General features: G+C 73.1%; 20 protein-coding genes. 8 read left to right on the forward strand and 12 right to left on the reverse strand.

What is annotated here, in order from left to right; translation table 11 throughout:
• Positions 1-47: 47 nt before the first annotated feature.
• Both OG990_RS31185 and OG990_RS31190 read left to right on the forward strand, forming a co-directional pair.
• Complete coding sequence (locus tag OG990_RS31185) at positions 48-989, forward strand: transporter substrate-binding domain-containing protein (RefSeq protein ID WP_406078029.1); 942 nt, start codon at positions 48-50, stop codon at positions 987-989.
• A complete protein-coding gene (locus OG990_RS31190; protein ID WP_406078030.1) occupies positions 986-2,197 on the forward strand; it encodes a hypothetical protein in 1,212 nt (403 codons plus the stop codon). The genes OG990_RS31185 and OG990_RS31190 overlap by 4 nt, the downstream gene beginning before the upstream one ends.
• A gap of 31 nt (positions 2,198-2,228) precedes the next feature.
• On the opposite strand, the gene OG990_RS31195 is transcribed toward OG990_RS31190, so the two are convergent.
• From OG990_RS31195 to OG990_RS31235, 9 genes are all read right to left on the reverse strand, one after another.
• On the reverse strand, positions 2,229-3,392 hold the full coding sequence (locus OG990_RS31195) for an acyl-CoA dehydrogenase family protein (protein WP_406078031.1): 1,164 nt from the start codon (positions 3,390-3,392) through the stop codon (positions 2,229-2,231).
• The gene (locus tag OG990_RS31200; protein ID WP_406078032.1) at positions 3,389-5,413 is read right to left on the reverse strand and encodes an acetyl/propionyl/methylcrotonyl-CoA carboxylase subunit alpha; all 2,025 of its coding nucleotides are present in this window, start codon (positions 5,411-5,413) and stop codon (positions 3,389-3,391) included. The genes OG990_RS31195 and OG990_RS31200 overlap by 4 nt, the downstream gene beginning before the upstream one ends.
• A gap of 14 nt (positions 5,414-5,427) precedes the next feature.
• A complete protein-coding gene (locus tag OG990_RS31205; RefSeq protein WP_406078033.1) occupies positions 5,428-7,029 on the reverse strand; it encodes an acyl-CoA carboxylase subunit beta in 1,602 nt (533 codons plus the stop codon).
• Positions 7,026-8,222 (reverse strand): acyl-CoA dehydrogenase family protein, encoded by a 1,197-nt coding sequence (locus OG990_RS31210; RefSeq protein ID WP_328421292.1) that lies wholly within the window; start codon positions 8,220-8,222, stop codon positions 7,026-7,028. Before OG990_RS31210 ends, OG990_RS31205 begins: the two co-directional genes overlap by 4 nt.
• Positions 8,219-9,931: an acyclic terpene utilization AtuA family protein gene (locus OG990_RS31215; RefSeq protein ID WP_406078034.1), complete on the reverse strand. Its 1,713-nt coding sequence runs from the start codon at positions 9,929-9,931 to the stop codon at positions 8,219-8,221. The genes OG990_RS31210 and OG990_RS31215 overlap by 4 nt, the downstream gene beginning before the upstream one ends.
• Complete coding sequence (locus OG990_RS31220) at positions 9,928-10,734, reverse strand: TIGR03084 family metal-binding protein (protein WP_386992701.1); 807 nt, start codon at positions 10,732-10,734, stop codon at positions 9,928-9,930. Before OG990_RS31220 ends, OG990_RS31215 begins: the two co-directional genes overlap by 4 nt.
• 39 nt (positions 10,735-10,773) lie before the next feature.
• Positions 10,774-11,379: a TetR/AcrR family transcriptional regulator gene (locus OG990_RS31225; RefSeq protein ID WP_406078035.1), complete on the reverse strand. Its 606-nt coding sequence runs from the start codon at positions 11,377-11,379 to the stop codon at positions 10,774-10,776.
• Between the two features lie 502 nt (positions 11,380-11,881).
• Positions 11,882-12,625: a metallophosphoesterase family protein gene (locus OG990_RS31230; RefSeq protein ID WP_406078036.1), complete on the reverse strand. Its 744-nt coding sequence runs from the start codon at positions 12,623-12,625 to the stop codon at positions 11,882-11,884.
• 137 nt (positions 12,626-12,762) lie between these two features.
• On the reverse strand, positions 12,763-13,440 hold the full coding sequence (locus OG990_RS31235) for a Crp/Fnr family transcriptional regulator (RefSeq protein ID WP_007466162.1): 678 nt from the start codon (positions 13,438-13,440) through the stop codon (positions 12,763-12,765).
• A 143-nt stretch (positions 13,441-13,583) separates the two neighbouring features.
• Between OG990_RS31235 and OG990_RS31240 the strand changes: the two genes are divergently transcribed.
• The 6 genes from OG990_RS31240 (at position 13,584) to OG990_RS31265 (ending at position 18,849) form a co-directional block, all read left to right on the forward strand.
• Positions 13,584-14,246, forward strand: coding sequence for an adenosylcobinamide amidohydrolase (locus tag OG990_RS31240; protein ID WP_406078037.1), 663 nt, complete (start codon positions 13,584-13,586; stop codon positions 14,244-14,246).
• Positions 14,247-14,302: 56 nt separating this feature from the next.
• Positions 14,303-15,481 (forward strand): CapA family protein, encoded by a 1,179-nt coding sequence (locus tag OG990_RS31245; RefSeq protein WP_328421280.1) that lies wholly within the window; start codon positions 14,303-14,305, stop codon positions 15,479-15,481.
• 40 nt (positions 15,482-15,521) lie between these two features.
• Positions 15,522-16,310 carry an endonuclease III gene (nth, locus tag OG990_RS31250; protein ID WP_406078038.1) on the forward strand — a complete coding sequence of 263 codons (789 nt, stop codon included), beginning with the start codon at positions 15,522-15,524 and terminating at the stop codon, positions 16,308-16,310.
• The gene (locus OG990_RS31255; protein WP_386992713.1) at positions 16,307-16,918 is read left to right on the forward strand and encodes a TlpA family protein disulfide reductase; all 612 of its coding nucleotides are present in this window, start codon (positions 16,307-16,309) and stop codon (positions 16,916-16,918) included. The genes nth and OG990_RS31255 overlap by 4 nt, the downstream gene beginning before the upstream one ends.
• Positions 16,915-17,607 (forward strand): NUDIX hydrolase, encoded by a 693-nt coding sequence (locus OG990_RS31260; protein ID WP_406078039.1) that lies wholly within the window; start codon positions 16,915-16,917, stop codon positions 17,605-17,607. The genes OG990_RS31255 and OG990_RS31260 overlap by 4 nt, the downstream gene beginning before the upstream one ends.
• A 63-nt stretch (positions 17,608-17,670) precedes the next feature.
• On the forward strand, positions 17,671-18,849 hold the full coding sequence (locus OG990_RS31265) for a MarP family serine protease (RefSeq protein ID WP_328421272.1): 1,179 nt from the start codon (positions 17,671-17,673) through the stop codon (positions 18,847-18,849).
• 12 nt (positions 18,850-18,861) lie between these two features.
• On the opposite strand, the gene OG990_RS31270 is transcribed toward OG990_RS31265, so the two are convergent.
• The 3 genes from OG990_RS31270 to mycP are packed head-to-tail and all read right to left on the reverse strand — an operon-like array spanning position 18,862 to position 21,792.
• Complete coding sequence (locus OG990_RS31270; protein ID WP_406078040.1) at positions 18,862-19,569, reverse strand: phosphatase PAP2 family protein; 708 nt, start codon at positions 19,567-19,569, stop codon at positions 18,862-18,864.
• Positions 19,570-19,606: 37 nt separating this feature from the next.
• Positions 19,607-20,398, reverse strand: coding sequence for a phosphatase PAP2 family protein (locus tag OG990_RS31275; RefSeq protein ID WP_406078041.1), 792 nt, complete (start codon positions 20,396-20,398; stop codon positions 19,607-19,609).
• 53 nt (positions 20,399-20,451) lie between these two features.
• Positions 20,452-21,792 (reverse strand): type VII secretion-associated serine protease mycosin, encoded by a 1,341-nt coding sequence (gene mycP / locus OG990_RS31280; RefSeq protein ID WP_386992721.1) that lies wholly within the window; start codon positions 21,790-21,792, stop codon positions 20,452-20,454.
• Positions 21,793-21,819 lie beyond the last annotated feature (27 nt).

Below are 21,819 nucleotides of genomic sequence, written 5' to 3' on the forward strand. Positions count from 1 at the left end.
CCGCTACTCTCGGTGTCCCGCAGGCTCTTTCGGCAGCGAGGTCGCCCATGAACTCAGGCAGTTCGCAGTCCCGGCTCCGCTCGATCGCGACGACGTTGGCGGTCGCCCTGACCCTCACCCTGGCCGCCGCCGCCGGGTGCGACAGCCGGCAGGAGCCGGACCTGCCGTCCGTGCAGGAGAAGATGCGCGAGACACACATCTACGGCCAGTCGAAGCTGCGCATCGGTGTCGCCACGAACGAGCCGCTCATGGGTGAGTTGCGAAACGGCCAACACGTCGGGTTCGACGTCGAGATCGCCCGGTACGTCGCCGCCTCCCTCGGCTACGAGGGGGACCAGCGTCTGGAGTTCGTTCCGGTGGCCACCGAGGAGCGGATCCCGGCGCTGCAGGGCGGCACGGTAGACCTCGTGGTGTCCAGCTTCTCCATGACCGAGAAGCGCAAGGAGGTCGTGAGCTTCGCCGGGCCGTACTTCGTCACCACCCAGGAGGTGATGGTGCCGGCCCGGCTCAGGGGCAAGATCAGCACCATTGAGGACCTTCGTAACCCGGACTACAAGATCTGTACCAGCGGCGGCTCCACCTCCGAGGCCGAGCTGGAAAGTCACCAGGTCAGGGCCCTGGTCGTGAAGACCGTTGGTGACTGCGTCGCCGGCATCCGGGCAGGCCGCTACGACGCGGTCAGCTCCGACGAGACGATCCTCGCCGGCTTCCTGGCCCGTCACCCGAAGGAGTTCGAGATCGTCGACCTGCCGTTCGGCACCAGCGAGTTGCTGGGCGTCGGTGTGCCGATCGGCGACCCGGCACTGCGCGACCTGGTTGCGTTCTTCCTACAGAAGAGCTACCAGCAGGGGCGGGACGAGGAGGCAAGTCCCTGGCAGACCGCGTACAACAGGACTCTGGGCCCGTGGCTGAAGGCCGAGAAGCGCCAGCCGCAGCCGCTGGAGGTGCCGAAGCTGGTCGACTTCGACGACAAGGCGCCCGCGAAGTGAGCACGGCGCCGACCGCCACCGGCGGCGACGGCCCGGTCCCGCCGCCCCGCACGTCCGTGCCGGGCGACGCCGCCTCGCCGAGCATCGACGGTACGGAGGCTGCGTCCTCGGCTGTCGACGGTTCGGCCGCTGGCGCCGTGGGTGGCGTCGACTGGCCGGTCGGCGTGCCGGCCGCCGAACCCGCCGAGCCGGTCGTCGCCGACGTCGAGCCCGGGCGGGTCCGGTGGGACCCGGCGGAGCGGCGCGCCCGCGCCAGCCAGTCGTTCTGGACCGCCGTGGTGGGCGTACCGGCGATCTTCTCGGTTCTCCGCCTCGGGGTGGAGGCGGGCGGCGAACTCCAGACCACGCTGCTGCTGGTGGCGAACGTCGGGCCGGTCAACCTGCTGGCCGGCTTCCTGACCACGGCGGCCCGGCTGCTCTCCACCGGCATGGTCGCCGTCTTCGCGCTCGGTGCGGTGCTGGCCGTCAGCGCGGATCGACTCCCGCCGGGCACCCGTCGTCGGCCGCTCTTCGCCCGCTGGGCCGACATCACCCCGGCCTGGGTGGTGCTGGCAAGCTTCCTGCTCGCCCTGATCACCTGGCCGCTGCTCTACCTTCCGCTGCTGTTGCCGGCGTTCGTGGCCGCGTTCCAGCTCCGCCCCGGCCGGCTGCACGAGCGGGTCGCGCCACGGGTGTTGCTGATCGTCGCGCTGCTCGCCGGGTACGGCTGGCTGGTGCTGCCCACGCTGCGCGACGCGGTGGACCAGGGGGGCGAGCGGCTGGTGCTGGCGCTCATCGTGGTGCCGCCGTTGCTGGCACTCTTCATCGCCGGGCCGCTGCCCGGGATGGTGATCCGGCCGCTGGCGTCGGTGACCGAGGTGGCGGTGCTGGCCATGCTGGTCTGGGCCGCGCTGCCGGTGATCAGCACGCCGGTGCTGCCACTGACCGTCACCACGGTGGGCGCGGAGAACGGCCCCACCGAGGACGTACGCGGGCACGTGGTCACCACCGACGACGTCAACATGGTGATCCTTCAGGAGCAGGGCGGCGTGCGGTACGTCCCAGTCGACCTGGTACGTGCCCAGGTGCTCTGCCCGAGCGAGGAGGAGCTCCCCCGACACCGGCTGCGCATCCACGACTTCCATGTCGAGGACTCGCTGCTGGAAGGGCTGGGCCGCCGCGTCCGACCGGTGCACCGCATCGACGCCGCCTGCCGCACTCCCGGCTGACCGCTGCCGCTGTGGCTCGTGGTGGGGCGGGTCAGTAGGACTTGTCCTGGCCGAGGACGTGCTGGGCGACGAAGTTGAGGATCATCTCCCGGCTGACCGGGGCGATCCGACCGGCCCGAACCGCGCCGAGCAGGGTGGCCACCCCGTACTCGGTGGTCATGCCAGCCCCGCCGAGCGCCTGGACGGCGGTGTCCACGGCGAGCGCGGCAGCCTCCCCGGAGGCGTACTTGGCCATGTTGCCGGCCACCCCGGCCTCCAGGTCGCGGCCGGCGTCGTACAGGGTGGCGGCCTTCTGGATCATCAGTCGGGCCAGTTCCACCTGTACCGCCGCGTGCGCCAGCGGGTGGGACACCGCCTGGTGGGAGCCGATGGTCCGACCACCCCACACCTTGCGGGTGGCGGTGTACTCGCTGGCCCGCTCGATGGCGTACCGGCCGGTGCCGGCGCCCATCGCGGCCACGGTGATCCGCTCCGGGTTGAGCCCTGCGAAGAGCGCCGGCAGGCCGGCATCCAGCGACTCGCCGACCAACGCGTCGGCGGGCAGTCGCACGTCGTCCAGGTACAGGAGGAACTGGTTCTCCGGGGACAGGATCTCCATGTCCAGCTTGGACCGGGTCAGCCCGGCCGCGTCCGTCGGCACGATGAACAGCGCCGGCTTGAGCTTTCCGGTCGCCGCGTCCTCGGTACGGGCCACCACCAGCACGTGGTCCGCCTCGTCCACGCCGGAGATGTAGCACTTGCGGCCGGAGAGCAGCCACTCGTCGCCGTCACGGCGGGCCACCGTGCCGAGGCGGTGGAAGTTGGAGCCGGCCTCCGGCTCGGTGATCGCGAAGACGATCTTCTGGGAGCCGTCGGCGAGGCCCGGCAGGTGCCGCTTGCGCTGCTCCTCGGTGCCGTGCCGGCTGAGGATGGTGGCCGCGATGGCGGGGGAGACCACCAGCAGCAGCAACGGACAGCCGGCCGCCGCCAGCTCCTCGCAGACGATGGCCAGCTCGGTGATGCCGCCGCCCCCGCCGCCGTACTCGGTGGGGATGTTGACCCCCAGGTAGCCGAGCTGGCCGGCCTCGGTCCACAGCTCGGTGGTGTGTTCCCCCGATTTTGCTTTCGCTACGAAATAGGAGTGACCGTACCGGCGGCCGAGCGCCCGCACGGCGTCGCGCAGCTGGTCCTGCTCGGGGGTGAGGTCGAAGGTCATCGGGGGTCCTCCTCGGGGTTCGACTGCTCCAGGTCGAGGTGCGGCGCAAGACGCACCGAGCTGGAGTTGTCGATAACGGCCAGCACGGCGCCGGTGCGCACCTGACCGCCGGCCGGCACCGGCAGTTCGGCGACGACACCGTCGGTCGGGGCGAGCACGGGATGTTCCAACTTCATCGCTTCCAGGGTGAGCAGCGGATCGCCGGCCGCGACCCGTTGGCCGACCTGGACGTGCACCCGGGTCACCGCGCCGGGCAGCGGCGCGAGCAGCGACCCGGCGGCCAACTCCGCGGTGGGCAACGGGAAACGCGGCAGCTCGGTCAGGCTCGCCGCCCCGTCCGGGCCGTCCACGAAGACCGCCGACCCCACCCGGTGTACGCCGTACGCGTGCCGCACGCCGTCGAGGTCGAGCACCACCCGGCCCGGGGCGGCCTCGACCAGTGCCACGGCGCGATCGGCGACGGGGTCGGTGGACCACTCGGCGAGCCCGCCCGTGCGGTCCAGCCGGTAGCGGACCTCGATCTCGCCGTCCGCCCCGGCGAAGCGGGTGACCTGCGGAACGGCGGGCACGTTGCGCCAGCCCGACGGCAAGCCGGTGAGCACCCGGGAATCGGCGCGACGGCCGGCGGCCGAGGCGAGCGCCGCCGCGAGAGCGGCCAGCGGGAGCCGGTTGGCGGGGAGCAGCGGGGCGAAGACCTCCGGGTGCCGTTCCAGGAACCCGGTGTCGATCTCCACGGCGGCGAACGCGGTGCTGCGCAGCACCCGGACCAGCAGATCCCGGTTGGTCGTCAACCCGTGCAGCTCGGCCCGGGCCAGCGCGGTGGCCAGCAGCCGGGTCGCCTCGGCCCGGGTCCGGCCCCACGCGACCAGCTTCGCGAGCATCGAGTCGTAGTGCACGCCGACCACCGAGCCGGCCACCACGCCCGAGTCGAGCCGCAGCCCGGGCCCGGCCAGCGCGCCGAACTCGGTGACCACACCGGAGACCGCGAACCGGTGCAGGGTGCCGGTGGCCGGCCGCCAACTCGCTGCGGCGTCCTCGGCGCAGAGGCGTACCTCGATCGCGTGGCCGGTGCTGGCCGGCAGCGCCGCAGGCAGCGGCTCACCCTCGGCGACGAGCAGTTGCAGCCCGACCAGGTCCAGCCCGGTGCACAGCTCGGTGACCGGGTGCTCCACCTGGAGCCGGGTGTTCATCTCCAGGAAGAAGAACTCTCCGCCCGGGGCGAGCAGGAACTCCACCGTGCCGGCGCCCAGGTAGTCGACCGCACGACCAGCGGCCACCGCCGCCTCGTGCAAAGCCGTCCGCACCTCCGGCGGCACGACCGCCGGCGCCTCCTCGACGATCTTCTGGTGCCGGCGCTGGATCGAGCACTCCCGGTCGCCGAGGGCGACCACCCGACCCTGGGTGTCGCCGAAGATCTGCACCTCGACGTGCCGGCCGCGTTCGACGTACCGCTCGATGAAGACCGTGCCGTCGCCGAACGCCGCAGCGGCCTCGCGGCGCGCCGAGGCGACGGCCTCGGCCAGCCCGGCGGCGTCCCGGACGATCCGCATCCCGCGCCCGCCGCCACCGGCGGACGCCTTCACCAGCACCGGGAAGTCGGTGATCTCGTCGGTGTCGGTCCAGCTGGGCAGCATCGGCACGCCCGCGTCGGCGAGCAGCGCCTTCGCCGCCAACTTGTCGCCCATCGCGCCGATCACCTTTGCCGGCGGCCCGACCCAGGTCAGCCCTGCGTCGGTCACCGCCGCCGCGAACTCGGCGTTCTCGGCCAGGAAGCCGTAGCCCGGATGGACGGCGTCCGCGCCGCTGCGGCGGGCCGCGTCCAGGATCAGGTCGACCCGCAGGTACGTCTCGGCCGGCGTGTTCCCCGGCAGCCTCACCGCCTGGTCGGCCTCCAGGACGAACGGCGCCGCGGCGTCCGCGTCCGAGTGCACGGCGACCGTCTCCACGCCGAGCGCTCGGCAGGTCGCGAAGACCCGACGCGCGATCTCCCCCCGGTTGGCCACCAGAAGTCGGTTGATCATATTGGTTCCGCCCCCTACATCCGGAAGACGCCGAAGCCGTCGGCGCCCTTCACCGGCCCGTTGTGGATCGCCGACAGGCAGAGCCCGAGGACGGTCCGGGTGTCCCGAGGGTCGATCACCCCGTCGTCGTAGAGCCGGCCGGAGAGGAAGAGCGCGCCGGACTGCGACTCGATCTGCTGCTCGACCATCATCCGCATCGCCGCGTCGGACTCCTCGTCGTAGTCGCGCCCCCGGGCGGCGGCGGCCTGCCGAGCCACGATGGAGAGCACCCCGGCGAGCTGCGCCGGGCCCATCACCGCCGACTTCGCGTTCGGCCAGGTGAACAGGAACCTCGGCTCGTACGCCCGGCCGCACATGCCGTAGTTGCCGGCCCCGTACGAGGCGCCCAGGTTCACCGTCAGGTGCGGCACCGTCGAGTTGGAGACCGCGTTGATCATCAATGCGCCGTGCTTGATGATGCCGCGCTGCTCGTACTCGGTGCCGACCATGTAGCCGGTGGTGTTCTGCAGGAAGATCAGCGGGGTGTCGGCGACGTTCGCGAGCTGGATGAACTGCGCCGCCTTCTGCGCCTCCTCGCTGAACAGCACCCCCCGGGCGTTGGCCAGCACGCCCACCGGGTACCCGTGCAGCTCGCCCCAGCCGGTGACCAGCGCATCCCCGTACGCCGGCTTGAACTCGTCGAAGTCGCTGCCGTCCAGGATCCGGGCCAGCACCTCACGCGGGTCGAACGGCACCTTGAGGTCGGCGCTCGCGATGCCGAGCAGCTCCTCCGGGTCGTACTTCGGCGGCAGCGGAACGGCCGTACGCGGCGGCGGGCCCTGCTTGTGCCAGTTCAAACGGCGGACACACTGCCGGGCCAGCCGGATGCCGTCCCGCTCGTCCTCGGCCAGGTAGTCGGCGAGCCCGGACGTGCCGGCGTGCATCGCCGCCCCGCCCAGCGACTCGTCGTCGGTGACCTCACCGGTCGCCATCTTCACCAGGGGCGGCCCGGCCAGGTAGACCTGCGAACGGTCCCGGATCATGATCACGTGATCGGACATCCCCGGCACGTACGCGCCACCGGCCGTGGCGTTGCCGAAGACCACGCTGACCGTGGGGATGCCCGCCGCGGAGAGCCGGGTCAGGTCGCGGAACACCCGACCGCCCGGGATGAAGATCTCCGCCTGGGTCGGCAGGTCCGCCCCGGCCGACTCGACCAGGTTGACCATCGGTAGCCGGTTGGCCAGCGCGATCTCGCCGGCCCGCCGGGTCTTTGCCAGCGACCACGGGTTGACGGCGCCGCCACGTACCGTCGGGTCGTTGGCGATGATCAGGCACTCCACGCCCTCGACCACCCCGATGCCGGTGACCACGCTGGCACCAACCGGGAAGTCCGTGCCGTACGCGGCGACCGGCGACAGCTCCAGGAACGGGCTGTCGGCGTCCACCAGCAGCTCGATCCGCTCCCGGGGGAGCAGCTTGCCGCGGGAGTGGTGCCGGGTCACGTACTTCTCGCCGCCGCCGGCCCGGGCCTGGTCCAGCGCGGCGTCCAGTTCGGTCAGCCGGTCCAGCAGCGCCGCCCGGTTCGCCGCAGGCCCCGGTGCGGACGGGTCGATCGCACTGTCCAGAACGCTCACAGCCCCATCCCCTTCGCGATGATCTCATTCATGATCTCGGTGGTGCCACCGCCGATGCCGAGGATCCGGGCGTCCCGGTAGTGCCGCTCCACCTCGGCGTCGCGGAGGTAGCCGAAGCCGCCGTGCAACTGCAACGCCTGGTCGACGACCTGATCGCAGGCGGCCACCGCCATGTTCTTGGCCATCGCCACCTCGGTCACCACCGGCTCCCCGGCCGCCACCCGCGCGGCCACCTCGTGCACGTACGACCGGGCCGCCTCGGCGCGGGTGTGCATCTCGGCCAGCCGGTGCCGGACCAACTGCCGGCTGGCCAGCGGCCGCCCGAAGGTCTCCCGGTCCCGGCACCAGCGCACGGCCAGCTCGACACAGCGCTGCGCGGTGGCGTACGCCTGGGTGGCCAGCGAGAGCCGCTCCGCCGCGAAGTGCTGCATGATCGCCAGGAAGCCGGTGTTCTCCGCGCCGATGCGGTTCGCCACCGGCACCCGTACGTCCACGAAGGAGAGTTCGGCGGTGTCGGAGCAGTGCCAGCCGAGCTTCTCCAACCGGCGGCCCACGGTGAAGCCGGGCGTGCCCTTGTCGATCACCAGCAGGGTGAGTTCGCCGCTACCCGGAAATTCGGTGCAGACCGCCGTGGTCACGAAGTCGGCCCGGTGCCCGCTGGTGATGTACGTCTTCGACCCGTTCACCACGTAGTGGTCGCCGTCGCGGCGGGCGGTGGTGCGGATCCCGGCCACGTCCGAGCCGCCGTCCGGCTCGGTGATCGCCAGCGCGCCGATCATCGTGCCGGCCAGGGTGGGCCGGACGTACCGCTCGACCAGGTCGTCGGCGCCGGGCGTCGTCGTGCCGCCGAGCCGGCCGCCCAGCGAGCCGCCGGGGTGGACGCCGGCTGCCGCGACCATGTGCGGCAACGCGATGCCGTGCGTGAACAGCGCGGCGACCAGGCCGGAAGAGCCGCCGGAGCGGATCAGCTCCTCGGTCACGATGATCGAGTCGAGCAGGTCACCGCCGCTGCCGCCGACCGACTCGGGGAAGCTGATGCCGAGCAGGCCGAGCTTCGCGGCGGTGGCGTGCAGTGCCCGGGGCACCTCACCGGCGCGTTCCCACTCGTCGAGGTGCGGCAGCACCTCGCGGGTCACGAAGGCGCGCGTCAGCTCGCGCAGTTGCCGCCGCTCGGGGGTGTCCACGATGCTCATGGCGTCTCCTCGCCCGTGCCGGCCGATGCCGCCGGGCCGGTCGGCACGTTGACCGGCAGGTCGACGATCCGGGAGCGCAGCAGCTCACCGAGTGCCTTGGCCTGCGGGTCGAACCGGGTGGACGCGGCCACCCCCGCCCCGAGCAATCCCTCGATCACGAAGTTGACCGCGCGCAGGTTCGGCAGCTCGTACCGATGCACGGCCAGCGAATCGGTCTCCGGCAGCAGTTCCGCCAGCCGTTCGACGGTCAACCACTCGCGCAGCCAGGCGTACCCGGCGTCGGAGCGCGCCCAGACGCCGAGGTTGGCGTCGCCGCCCTTGTCCCCGGAGCGCGCGCCGACCACTTCGCCGAGGGCTCCCCGCCGGATCGGGCCCTCGACCGCGGCCGCCCCGCCACCCGGTGACGTCTCGGTCTCCGGCGCGGGCAGAGCGCCGGTACGGATCGGTGGGGCGATCGGCACCCGTTCGCCACCGGGCAGCACCGCCACGTGCGACACCGCATCCTGCGGCGCGGTGTCGGCGGTGAAGACGCCGTACGGTGTCGCGTCGCCCGGCAGGGTGGTCAGCGTGCAGCCCGGGTAGGAGGCCAGCGCCAGTTCGACGGCGGCGGCCGAAAAGGCCCGACCGGCCCGCGTCCGGTCGCTGTCGCGCAGGTGTACGTGGAGCAGGGCGCTGGCCGCCTCGGTGTCGACGGCGTCCGGGTGGTCGGTCCGGGCCAGCACGAACTCCAGCCCGTCCTTGCCCACCGCCTCCTCGACCTGGCCGCGGACCAGGGCTGCCTTCGCCTCGACGTCCAGCCCGCAGAGCACGAAGGTCATCGAGTTGCGGAAGCCACCGAGGTTGTTGACGCCCACCTTCAGCGTCGCCGGCGGTGGGGTGCCGTGGACGCCGGAGACCAGGACCCGGTCCGGCCCGTCGGGTCGCAGCGTCACGGTGTCCAGCCGGGTGACCACGTCCGGCCCCAGGTACGCCGGCCCGCCGATCTCGTAGAGCAGTTGGGCGGTGACCGTCTCCACGGTGACCGCGCCCCCGGTGCCCGGATGCTTGGTCAGCACCGTGGAGCCGTCCAGGTGCACCTCGGCGATCGGGAAACCGGGCCGGCGCCCACCGTCGGGCAGCTCGGTGAAGAAGCTGAAGTTGCCCCCGGTGACCTGCGCGCCGCACTCGATGAGGTGCCCCGCGACGGTCGCCCCGGCCAACTGGTCCAGGTCGTCGCGGCTCCATCCGTACCGGGCGATGGCCGGGCCGACCACCAGCGACGCGTCGGTGACGCGGCCGGTGACCACCACGTCCGCCCCGCCGTCGAGGCAGGCGGCGATCCCGAACGCCCCCAGGTAGGCGTTCGCGGTCAGCGCGTCGGGCCGCTCGATCGTGTCGCCCTCGACGTACCCGACCCGGGCCGGCAGGCCCAGCCGGTCGGCGAGCCGTTCGATGGCGGCAGCCAGGCCGGCGGGGTTCAGCCCACCGGCGTTGGTCACGATCCGCACCCCCCGGTCGAGGGCGGTGCCGAGGCAGGTCTCCAGCTGCCGCAGGAAGGTCTTCGCGTAGCCGAGGTCGGGGTCGCGCAGCCGGTCCCGGCCGAGGATCAGCATGGTCAGCTCGGCCAGGTAGTCGCCGGTCAGCACGTCCAGCTCGCCACCGTCGAGCATCTCCCGCCAAGCGGTGAACCGGTCGCCGTAGAAGCCGGAGGCGTTGCCGATCCGGATCATGCCGGCACTCCGTTCCCAGCGGCGGGCGCGGACGGGTCGCGGCCAGCGCCCGGCGGACCGGCGAATGCCTGCGCCACGTCGAGCCACTCGTCAACGACCGGGCCGCTGGCCAGCAGGGCGGTGTCGGCGCGGTGTCGGCGCTGGGTGACCAGGAGGCAGAAGTCCCGGGCCGGACCGGTCAGCCGGTCGGCGGCGTCCGCCGGACCCCAGCTCCACGTGTCGCCGCCGGGCCCGGTCAACTCGACCCGGACCGGCGCCGTCGGTGCCGGCCGGCCGTGCGCCGCGAAGCCGTGCCCGAGGGTACGCACGCCGAGGTGCGCCACGTGTCGGAGCCGGTCGCTGGCGGGGCGGACGACGCCGAGCGCGTCGGCCACGTCCTCGCCGTGCGCCCAGGTCTCCATGATCCGGGCGGTCGCCATCGAGGTGGCCGACATTTGGGTGCCGTACCAGGGCAGCTTCGCACCGACCGGGACGGCGGCCAGCGCGGCGGCGAGCGCCGTCCGGCCGGCGCGCCACCGGGCGAGCAGCTCGGGCGGTGGCGCGAGGAACTGCTCCGCACCGTGGTCCACCAGCCGGGCCGGGTCCGGTGCGGCGGTCACCGTCGCGAAGAAGGCCGCCGCGTCGGTGGCGGCCAGCAGCGCCACGTGGTCGGTCCAGGCGAGGTGGGCGATCTGGTGCCCGATGCTCCAGCCCGGCGCGGGGGTGGGCTGCGCCCAGTCGACCGTCGGCAGCGGGCTCACCAGTGCGTCCAGCTGATCGGACTCGTCGGCCAGATCCGCGAGTAGATCCTTGAGGTCGACCATGGTGCCTCCGGTCAGGGCGGCCCGGCAGTGGGCGGCAGGTCAGGGCGTGAGCAGGGTGGCGAGCTGGCGTTTCCAGGTGGCGAGCAGGGCGGTGCGGCGGGCCGAGTCGTCGCTGAGCAGGTTGGCCACCCCGAGCCCGCGCAGCAGGTCGAGGGTGGCCTGCACCGCCTCGCGGACGCCGGGACGGCGCTCGTCGACGCCGAGCAGGGCGACGGTGAGTCGGTGCATCTCCCGGCCGACCGTCGCCTCCAGTGGCACCAGGGCGTCCCGAAGCTCCCGGTCGGTGCGGGCGGCGACCCAGAGTTCGAGCGCGGCGACGAAGAGCGGCCCGGTGAACGCCGCGGCAAGCAGGTCGATCACCCGGTCCAGCCGCTGCGGCCCGGCGGGCAGTGCCTCCGCCTCGGTGCGCAACTCTTCGGCCCGGCGCTCGGCCAGGTGGGCGACGGCGGCCGTGACCAGCGCGGCTTTGGTGGGGTAATGGTGTAGCTGAGCACCGCGGGAGACGCCTGCCCGGGCCGCGACGACGGTGGTGGTGGTGCCGGACCAGCCGTGCTCGATCAGGCAGTCGACTGTCGCCTCCAGCAGCCGGGCCTGGGTGGCTCGGCTGCGCTTCTGCTGAGGGACGCGCGTCGATGCGGTGGACACGGGGACAGCCTGCGGCCTATGAAACAAACAGTCAAGACTGATTTTTTCTGTTCCCGGTGGCGGACGTAGCTCTTGGACGCGCCGGCCGGTGTCCGTGCTTCCTGGTCCCTGTCGAGCTGCCCCATATTTGGGGCAGCCGCCTCACGCCACGTTCCGCGCAGCTTTGGGTTCCGGGTCGGGTGCCCGGCGGGATGCCGCGCAGCCGGGTGCCGGGTCGGGTGCCCGGTGGGATGCCGCGCAGCCGGGGTGCCGGGTCGGGTGCCCGGTGGGATGCCGCGCAGCTCGGGTGCCGGGTCGGGTGCCGTGCGGTTCGGGACGGTCTCAGATCTGGGGCAGCTCGACAGGCAGCGAGGGTGGTCCCCGGCCCGGCCCGGCCTCGGCAGGCCCGGCCTCGGCAGGCCCGGCCCGGCCTCGGCAGGCCCGGCCCGGCCTCGGCAGGCCCGGCCCGCCCCCGCCGGCCTGGGCCTGCGGGCGCGGTGGCGGCCGTGGCCGAAGCTGCGTGTCAGCGGCCGTCGCGCGGGGCGAAGACGGCCAGGGCCTCGGCGTCGCTGTGCTCGGAGCGCAGGTACTCATCGACCCAGGCGGCGGCGTCGGGGAAGGTGGAGTCGGCGGTCACCCGGGCGCAGGCGAGGTCCACGTCGAAGTTCGTGCGGCGCAGCTGCACGCCCGGCCCGAGCAGCGTCCACCACGCGCCCGCCCCGCCGTACGGCATGCCGATGCTGCCGGCGTTCACCACCAGGCGGCGGTCGACCAGCCGAGTGAACGGCATGTGGGTGTGGCCGCAGACCACCGTCGTCACCTCGTCCGGCAGTGCGGCGAAGACCTCCGCCCAGCGCTCCATCCGGGTGTCGACGAGCACGACCTCCTCGTCGTCCCGAGGGGTGGCGTGGCAGAAGAGCACCAGGCCCAGACCGTCGATCTCCAGGGTCACCGTCAGTGGCAGCGCGGCCAGCCGCGTGAGGTGGTCATCGCGGAGCTGCTCGGCGGCCCAGTTCGACACCTCGATCGACGCGGGACTGCCGTTCCGCGCCTCGACCAGTTCGCGGTCCGCGTTGCCGCCGACCCAGCAGACCCGGTCGCCGAGGCCGGCGAGCACGTCCAGCACCTCGACCGGCTGCGGGCCGGCCGCGATGTCGCCGGTGAGCACGATGAGGTCGGCGGTGGCGACGTCCGGCTCGGCCAGCACCGCCTCCAGCGCGGGTAGCACCCCATGGATGTCGGACAGCACGGCAACCCGGTTCAACATGGCTCCACCCTGGCGGCGGGCGAGGTGCCGAGTCCAGCGATTCTGCGCCGGGCAGAGAGAGACGGGGCGGTGGGCGGGTCCACAACGAACGTCCCCGCCCACCGTCGGAGACGGTGGGCGGGGACGGGACGTGCTACTCAGACGCGGGCGCGACGGGCCAGGCGCTCCGGGTCGAGGATGATGATGCTCTTGCCGTCCAGGCGCAGCCAGCCGCGCGAGGCGAAGTCGGCCAGCGCCTTGTTGACCGTCTCCCGGGAGGCGCCGACGAGCTGGGCGATCTCCTCCTGGGTGAGGTCGTGGGTCACCCGCAGCACGCCGCCGTCCCGGGTGCCGAACCGGCCGGCCATCTGGAGCAGGTTCTTGGCGACCCGACCCGGCACGTCCGTGAAGATCAGGTCGGCGAGCGAGTCGTTGGTCCGGCGCAGCCGCCGGGCGAGCACCCGGAGCAACTGCTCGGCGATCTCCGGACGGTTGTTCAGCCACGGCCGCAGCGCCTGCTTGCGCAGTCGCACCAGCCGGGTGTCGGTCACCGCGGTGGCGGTCGCCGTACGCGGACCCGGGTCGAAGAGCGACAGCTCACCGACCATGTCCGACGGGCCCATCACCGCGATCAGGTTCTGCCGGCCGTCCGCCGCGCGGCGGCCAACCTTGATCTTCCCGGACAGCAGGATATAGAGGCTGTCACCGGGCTCGCCCTCATTGAAGACGATCTCGCCCTTGCGGACCTCGATCGTCTCCATCTCTTTGGCGAGCGCCTCGGCAGCTTCCGGGTCTACACCCTGGAAGATCCCGCTGCGGGCCAGTACCTCGTCCATCGCGCACCTCCGCTTACGCGTGCCGTCCGTCGGCCGGGTCCGCCGTCCGCTGATCCCCTCGCGCGCCGCCAAGTCTAGGCGCACGTGAGCACGAATCAGAGGTCGCCCCTGGAATCTTGGTCGGTGGGCGTAACCTGCCCGACGTGCTGACCGAGCCAATCCTGACCAGCCGAGCCGAAGACGGGCGGGACATCCCGCTGCTGGTGTGGCGCGCCGACAGCCCGCTGCGGGCGGTCAGCAGCGGCCCGCTCGGCGGTGGCATCGGCATCCGGCACTGGGTGCTGAACGCGACCGTGCCCATGTCGTACGACCGGGACGACCCCGCCGGGCACCTGGCCGCACTCGCCGCCGACCTGGCCCTCGACGGCCCCGGGGTGGGCCTGCTGACCGGCGTTGATGTGACCGAGGTGGTTGCCCGGACCGACACCGGGGTGCGGGCCTGGGCGACCGTCGGGCTCGGCACCCCGGTGCTCGCCGCCGCGCCGGTTCCGGCCGCGCTCACCCAGCGGGTCGGCACGGTCAACATCGTGGTGTACGTGCCGGCGCGGCTCGCCGACTCGGCTCTGGTCAACGCGGTGGCCACCGCGACCGAGGCGAAGGCCCAGGCGATCAGCGAGCTGGGGCTGCCGGGAACCGGTACCCCGACCGACGCGGTCACCGTCCTCTGCCCGGTGGACGGGCCGGAGGCGGCGTACGGCGGACCGCGCTCCACCTGGGGTGCCCCGCTGGCCCGGGCGGTGCACGCAGCGGTGCTCGCCGGTGGCGACCGGCAGGTCGTGCCCTGGTCGGACCAGCTGACCGGCTGAACTTCCGACCGATCGGCCCTCGTCGGCGCGTTTACGGCCCGGTAGGGTCGCGGACGATGTACGCTCCCGCCTCCCTCGCGCCCCGCCCGCGCCGCCGTGTCGCCCTCGGCGTCGCCGCGCTGCTGGCTGCCCTGCTCGTCGCCGGCTGCGCCGACTCCGGGGAGTCCCCGGTCTGGCAGCCGGGTGCCGGCGGCGGTGGCACCGGCGCTCCGGTGGCCACGGCCGGCCCGAAGGCCAGCGGGGATCCCTCGGCCTCCGGCGGGGACGCCGCCATCTCGCTCTCCGCCACCGGCGACATCATCATGGGCAACGCCCCGAGCCGACTGCCTGCCGCCGGTGGGAAGGGCTTCTTCACCTCGGTCACCGGGGCGCTCAAGGCCGACCTGGTGATGGGCAACCTGGAGGAGCCGCTGACGGTGGACACCGGCACCGGCAAGTGCGGGGCCAACTCCACCCGCTGCTTCCAGTTCCGGGCCCCACCGGAGTACGCCGCACACCTGCGGGACGCCGGCTTCGACGTGCTCAACCAGGCCAACAACCACGGCTACGACTACGGGCCGAAGGGTTACGAGAACACCCAGAAGGCGCTGGAGAAGTACGACCTGGAGCACACCGGCGCCCCGGACCAGATCACCGTGGTCGACGTCAAGGGCGTCAAGGTCGCCGTGGCCGGCTTCTCGTCGTACGTCTGGTCCAACAGCCTGGTCGACATCGCCAAGGCGAAGGCGGTGGTCGCCAAGGCCGCCACCCTGGCCGATCTGGTCGTGGTGCAGGTGCACATGGGTGGCGAGGGAGCGGACAAGACCCGGGTGAAGCCCGGCACCGAGATGTTCCTGGGCGAGAACCGGGGCGACCCGGTGAAGTTCTCGCACGCCATGATCGACGCCGGGGCGGATCTGATCGTCGGCCACGGGCCGCACGTGCTGCGCGGGATGGAGTTCTACCAGGGGCGCCTGATCGCGTACAGCCTGGGCAACTTCGCCGGTGGCGGCAACTCGCTGAGCAACACCGGCCGGCTCGGCTGGGGCGGTGTGCTCAAGGTTTCGCTCAAGCCCGACGGCACCTGGGCCGGCGGATCGTTCACCTCGACGTACATGAACTCGGCCGGCAAGCCGACGATGGACCCGGACGACCGGGGCCTGGGTCTGGTCACCGAGTTGAGTCGCAGCGACTTCCCGAAGGACGGCGCCCGGTTCGACGGCCAGGGGAAGATCTCGCCGCCGACCGGCGGCTGACCCGGCGGGAACGTCCGGGGCGCGACGTAGGCTGACCGTCGTGACCAGTAGCCCACCCGGCGCCAGCGAGACCGACCTCGGGCGCAAACGCCGCGCCCGGAAGATCGGCCGGGTGCTGGCCGAGACGCACCCCGACGCGCACTGTGAGCTGGACCACTCCACCCCGCTGGAGCTGGCCGTCGCCACCATCCTCTCCGCGCAGTGCACGGACAAGAAGGTCAACGAGGTCACCCCGAAGCTCTTCGCCCGCTACCCGACCGCCGCTGCCTACGCCGGCGCCGACCGGGGCGAGATGGAGGAGCTGATCCGGCCCACCGGCTTCTACCGCAACAAGACCAACTCGTTGCTCCACCTCGGGCAGGCACTCCTCGACCGGTACGACGGCCAGGTGCCCGGCCGGCTCGCCGACCTGGTGACGCTGCCCGGGATCGGGCGCAAGACCGCCAACGTCATCCTGGGCAACGCCTTCGACGTCCCGGGCATCACCGTCGACACGCACTTCCAGCGGCTGGTGCACCGGTGGCGGCTGACCGCCGAGACCGACCCGGTCAAGATCGAGCACGCGGTCGGCGCGCTGTACAAAAAGCGCGACTGGACCATGCTGTCGCACCGGATCATCTTCCACGGTCGGCGGGTCTGCCACGCCCGCAAGCCGGCCTGCGGCGCGTGCACGCTGGCCAAGCTCTGCCCCTCGTACGGCACCGGCCCGACTGATCCGGCCGCTGCCGCCAAGCTGCTCAAGGGCCCCCGGGCACGTGACCTGGCGACGGCGGCCGGGGTCGACCCGGCGCTGGTGCCCGCCCAGGCGGTCGCCGCGGAGGTGCCGTGAACCGGCGCCTCGCTCTGCTGCTCCTGCCGCTGCTGCTGGTCGTCGCCGGTTGCACCGACGGCACCACCGACGACCCCGCACCCCGGCCGGCGGCCGCTGAGCGCCCGTCGCCATTCGACGACTGCGCCGCGCTGAGCACGGCACCCACGTCCGCCGCGGACGCGGCAGCACCCGCCTCGGGCGGGGAGGCACTGCCGGAGCTGACCCTGGCCTGCTTCACCGGCGGCGCACCGGTCGCTCTGCGGGACGTGGCCGGGCCGGCGGTGATCAACGTGTGGGCCTCCTGGTGCCCGCCGTGCCGCAAGGAGCTGCCCGCCTTCCAGCGGCTCAGCGAGCGGGCTGCCGGCCGGCTCCAGGTGGTCGGGGTGAACAGCCGGGACAGCCGCGGCGGCGCCCAGTCCATCGGGGAGGACTTCGGCGTCCGGTTCCCGATCCTGGTGGACCAGGGCGAAGCGCTGCAACGGGAGCTGAAGCGCAACGCGATCCCGCTGACCCTCTTCGTCGACGCGCAGGGGCGGATCCGCCACGTCGACGCCAGCGGCGCGCTCGACGATGCCCGGCTCGCCGAGCTGGTCCACCAACACCTCGGTCTGACGGTGCCGGCGTGACCCACCGACCGCCCGACTGGATCGAGCCTCTGCTATCCCGGCTGGGCACCGCCCGCGCCGAGGACTTCACCCGACTGACCACCCCGGCCGAGGGCGGCCGGGAGAGCGCCGTGCTGGTGCTGCTCGGCGAGCAGCCCGGCGCCGGCCCCGACGTGCTGGTCCTGCAACGCGCCGCCACCCTGCGCAACCACGCCGGCCAGCCGGCCTTCCCCGGGGGCGCGGCCGACCCGGAGGACGCCGACGTCCGCGCCACCGCCCTGCGCGAGGCAAACGAGGAGGTCGGCCTCGACCCGGCCAGCGTGACGGTGCTGGCCGAGTTGCCGAAGCTGTGGATCCCGGTCAGCGACTTCGTGGTCACCCCGGTGCTGGCCTGGTGGCACGAGCCGCACCCGGTGCACCCCCGGGAGCCCGCCGAGGTGGCGCACGTGGCCCGGCTGCCGGTCAGCGAGCTGGTCGACCCGGCCAACCGGATGCGGGTCCGCCACCCCAGCGGCTGGATCGGGCCGGCGTTTTCGGCGCGCGGCATGCTGGTGTGGGGCTTCACCGCCGGGGTGCTGGCCACCCTGCTGGAGATGGGCGGGTGGGCCCGCCCGTGGCCGCGCAGCCGGGTGGTCGAGCTGCCGCCGACCGGGGCGACCCCCGCGCCGTCAGCCGGCACCGACGAGGTCGACGAGACCGCCCTACGCTGACCGCGCGGTCACCTTCAGCGAGCGATGGTCATCTGCCGGGCGTGCGGCCCGTACGCTTGACCCGTGTCCGCCGTGGATCTCGTCCTGCTGCTGCTCATGCTCGTGTTCGCGATCAGCGGATACCGCCAGGGCTTCGTCATCGGAATCCTGTCGTTCTCCGGCTTCTTCCTGGGCGCGTTGCTGGGCCTCCAGCTCGGGCCGCTGCTCGCCCGACAGTTCGTGGACAGCGGCACCCGCGTGCTGATCTCACTGGTCGTGGTCTTCGGGCTGGCCGTGGTCGGTCAGGCGCTGGCCGGCTGGGTCGGCTCGCACCTACGCAAGACGATCACCAGTGAGGTGGGCAGGCGGGTCGACGACGTCGGCGGGGCGTTCGTCTCGCTCTTCGCGGTGCTGCTGGTCGCCTGGCTGGTCGCCGTGCCGCTCGGGTCGTCCTCGCTGCCCTGGCTGGCCGCCTCGGTACGCAACAGCGCGCTGATCACAGTGGTGGACCGGGTCCTACCGGACCAGGCCCAGCAGCTCTCCACCGCACTGCGGGAAACCGTCGACACCAACGGCTTCCCGGACGTCTTCGGCGACCTCGCACCCACCCGGGCCCGGCAGGTCGAACCGCCCGACCCGGCGCTGGCCGGCTCCCAGGTGGTGGTCAACGGCCAGCGGTCGGTGGTCAAGGTGCTCGGCTCCGCCCCCAGTTGCTCGCGCCGGATCGAGGGCTCCGGTTTCGTGTACGCCGACGACCGGGTGATGACCAACGCGCACGTGGTCGCCGGCACCCGCTCGGTGGCGGTCGAGCTCGGCGGCGATCGGTACGACGGTCAGGTGGTGGTCTACGACCCGGAGCGCGACCTGGCCGTGCTGCACGTGCCCGGGATGCCCGGCCCGTCGCTGCGGTTCGCCGCCGGCAACGCGGGCAGCGGCTCCGACGCCATCGTGCTGGGCTTCCCGCTCGACGGCCCGTACAACGCACAGTCGGCGCGGATCCGCGACGTCGACCGGATCAAGGGACCGGACATCTACTCCTCCGGCGACGTCAGCCGAGAGATCTACACGATCCGGGCGCTGGTCCGCAGCGGCAACTCCGGCGGACCGCTGGTGTCCGCCAACGGCCTGGTGCTTGGCGTCATCTTCGCGGCGGCGGCCGACGACCCGAACACCGGCTTCGCGGTGACCGCGGCCGAGGCCCGCCCGGTGGCGCTGGCCGGCGCCGAACGCACCCGAGGCGTCGGCACCGGCGAGTGCACCTGACCGCCGCGCGGGTCAGCTCCGGGCTGGCGTGGCGGGTCGGCCCGCGGCCGGTAGCTTCGCCCGCCCCCACCGCACTCCCCGGTCCAGCACCGCGCGAGCCATGATCGCGACGCAGGTGCCACCGTTGAGGAAGGACGCCACCACATCGCTCGGGTGGTGCATTCCCCGGTACATCCGGGTCACCGCCACGCCGAGCGGCACCACCAGCAGCAGCGTCCACCAGGCCACCTTCGCGCCGGTGCTCCGCGCCCGCAGCGCCAGCAGCACGGCGATGCCGACGTAGAGCGCCACCGCCGCCGAGGTGTGCCCGGACGGGAAGCTGGACGTGGGCGGTGAGACGTCCATGTGCTCCACCGCCGGGCGGTGCCGGTCGATCGCCAGCGTGGTCAGCAGGAACACCAGCGCCTGGGCGGTCACCGCCGCGCACAGGAACAGCGGCTCCCGCCAGCGGCCCAACCAGAGCCGCAGCGCCAGCGCCACCAGCACGGTGACCACGACGATCATCTGGGTGCTGGCCAGTGTGCTGAACACCAGCGACACGTCGTTCCAGCCGCCGGTGCGCTCGGCGGCGAGTTCCCGGTTGACCGCGTCCTCCACGGACAACGGCCAGGTGTGGGCGAACACCCGGGTGACCAGCACCCCGAGCAACACCATGACGCCGAGCAGGAGGGATACCGGCAGCAGCACCCGCCGGGCGATCTGGACCACGGTCTCGGACATGGGCCGCCCAATACCCTGTCGCCGTGGTCGCCACGCCTCAGGCCTCTCCGGGGTGCCGTTCCACCTCCGGCGCGACGCCGTCGCGGGCCGGCCGGACGGGACGCAGCCCGGTGTGCGCCCGCCAACTGGTGAACGCGGCCGTGGTCGCCGCGACCACCGCCGCACCCAGCAGCCAACCGCCGAACACGTCGCTGGCGAAGTGCACGCCGAGTGCCACCCGGCTCAGCCCGGTCACCACGGTCAGCAGCACCGCGGCGACCCAGAGCCCGACCCGCCACGCCCCGCGCCCCGCGTACGGCAGGAATACCAGCAGCAGCACCCCGGCGGTCAGGGTGGCGTTCAGCGCGTGCCCGGAGGGGAACGAGTAGCCGGCGGCCCGCGCGACCGGGTCCAGCAGCTCCGGCCGGTCCCGGCCGACGAGCAGCTTGAGCAGCGGGCCCATCAACCCGCCCACCACCATCGTGGTGGTCACCCAGAGGGCCAGCCGACGGGCTCCCCGGCGCAGCAGCCAGATCACCACGAGCAGGGCGACGGCCCGCAGCGGCATCGGCCCGAAAACCTCGGTCCAGCCCCGCATCAGCGTGACCCAGGCTGAATGGTCGAGCGCATAGCCGTGCAGCGCGTCGGTGACCGTCGTGTCCAGTCGGCGCAGCGGCGGCCAGGCCCCGAGCACCAGCAGGGCGAGCAGCGCGAACGGCACGAGCACCAGGAACGCCGCCGTGGCGGCCAGGGTCAGCCGCAGGCCCAGCGAATGGTCCGGGTCGAGGCGGCGCTGCCGCCAGGACGGGGTGTCGGCGGGGGCCAGGGTGCGCGGGCCGGGCGTGCTCATGCCGACGGTTCTACCCCACCGACGGTGGGGTCAGGCCTGCCGCACCGACCGGATCAGCGGGGGCGCCGGCGGAACTGCCGCACCATCAACGCCGCTCCGGTGACCAGGGCGACGAAGAGCGCGGCTCCGGTCCACAGCTGTTCCGGCGCCGAGTCGTCCTGCGCGCCCGCCGGCCGGGCCGTCCACCGGGTCTGCTGCCGGGGTGCGGTGAGGCCGAGCGGGTCGCTGCCGGCGCCGGTCACCGGGTCGTCGTCAGCGGAACCGGGGGCGGGGCCGAAGCCGACCACGCCCGGCGACGTCAGGTCGTCCAACGGGTTGGCGGTCACCGGCGGGACCTGCGCGGTCAGCGCGGCCACCGGATCCACCACCCCGTACCCGAAGCGGTCGTCCCGGCCGGTCGGGCCGAGGTCACGTGCGGTGGCCAGCAACCGGTTGACCACCTCGCCGGCGGGCATCCGGGGGTAGCGGGACCGGACCAACGCGGCGGTGGCGGTCACCAGCGGCGCCGCGAAGCTGGTGCCCTGCACCCGCCAGTACCCGTCGGTTGGTTTGGCGCCGACCAACCCGGTGGCGGGGGCGGTGAGCACCGTCGCCCGGCCGGTGATCGACCCGGACCAGAGATTGTCGCTGCTGCGTTCCAGGCCGGCTACCGCGATCACGCCTGGCTCGCGGGCTGGGTACCAGACCTTGGAGTTGCTGGAGGTGGCCAGGTTGCCGGTGCAGGCGACCACCACCACGTCCCGGGCGAACGCGTAGTCCAGCGCCGCGGCCAGGGCCGGGCTGTCGCCGCTGCCGCCCAACGACAGGTTGATCACGCGGGCGCCGTTGTCGACCGCCCAGCGCACTCCCTTGGCCACGATGAGCGCGTCGTCGTAGCGGTTTTCGTCGTCGAGCACCCGTACCGGCAGGATCCGGGCGTCCGGCGCCAGGCCGACCACACCCCGCTTGTCGTCTTTCCGCCCGGCGATCAGGCCGGCGACGGTGGTGCCGTGGCCCACCGGATCCGGACCGGCGCCGCCAGCGGGGCCCACCAGGTCGAGACCGGGCAGCACCTGGCCGGTCAGGTCGGGATGGCTGGCGTCCACTCCGGAGTCGACCACCGCGACGGTCACGCCCCGCCCGGTCGAGCTGCGCCACGCCGTCTCGGCGCGCAGCTCGTCGAGCTGCCACTGCTCGTCGCGGACCTGGTCACTGCGGGCCACGCTGTCACCGGGGGCGAACGCCACCGACGCGCCAGCGAGCTGGCCGCCTGCGGTGGGCACGGCGGCGGGCACGGCGGCTGCGGCCGGGGCCACGACGGCAAGCGCCGCCGCCACACCGAGCAGCACCCGGCCGGTCGCCCGTCGGGCCGCTGCCGGACAGCTGTGCCGAACCCCAGTCACATCCTCAGCCATTCATCCCGACGAAACCATGACGATCGG

This window comes from Micromonospora sp. NBC_00858, from assembly GCF_045207365.1.
GTDB lineage: Bacteria > Actinomycetota > Actinomycetes > Mycobacteriales > Micromonosporaceae > Micromonospora.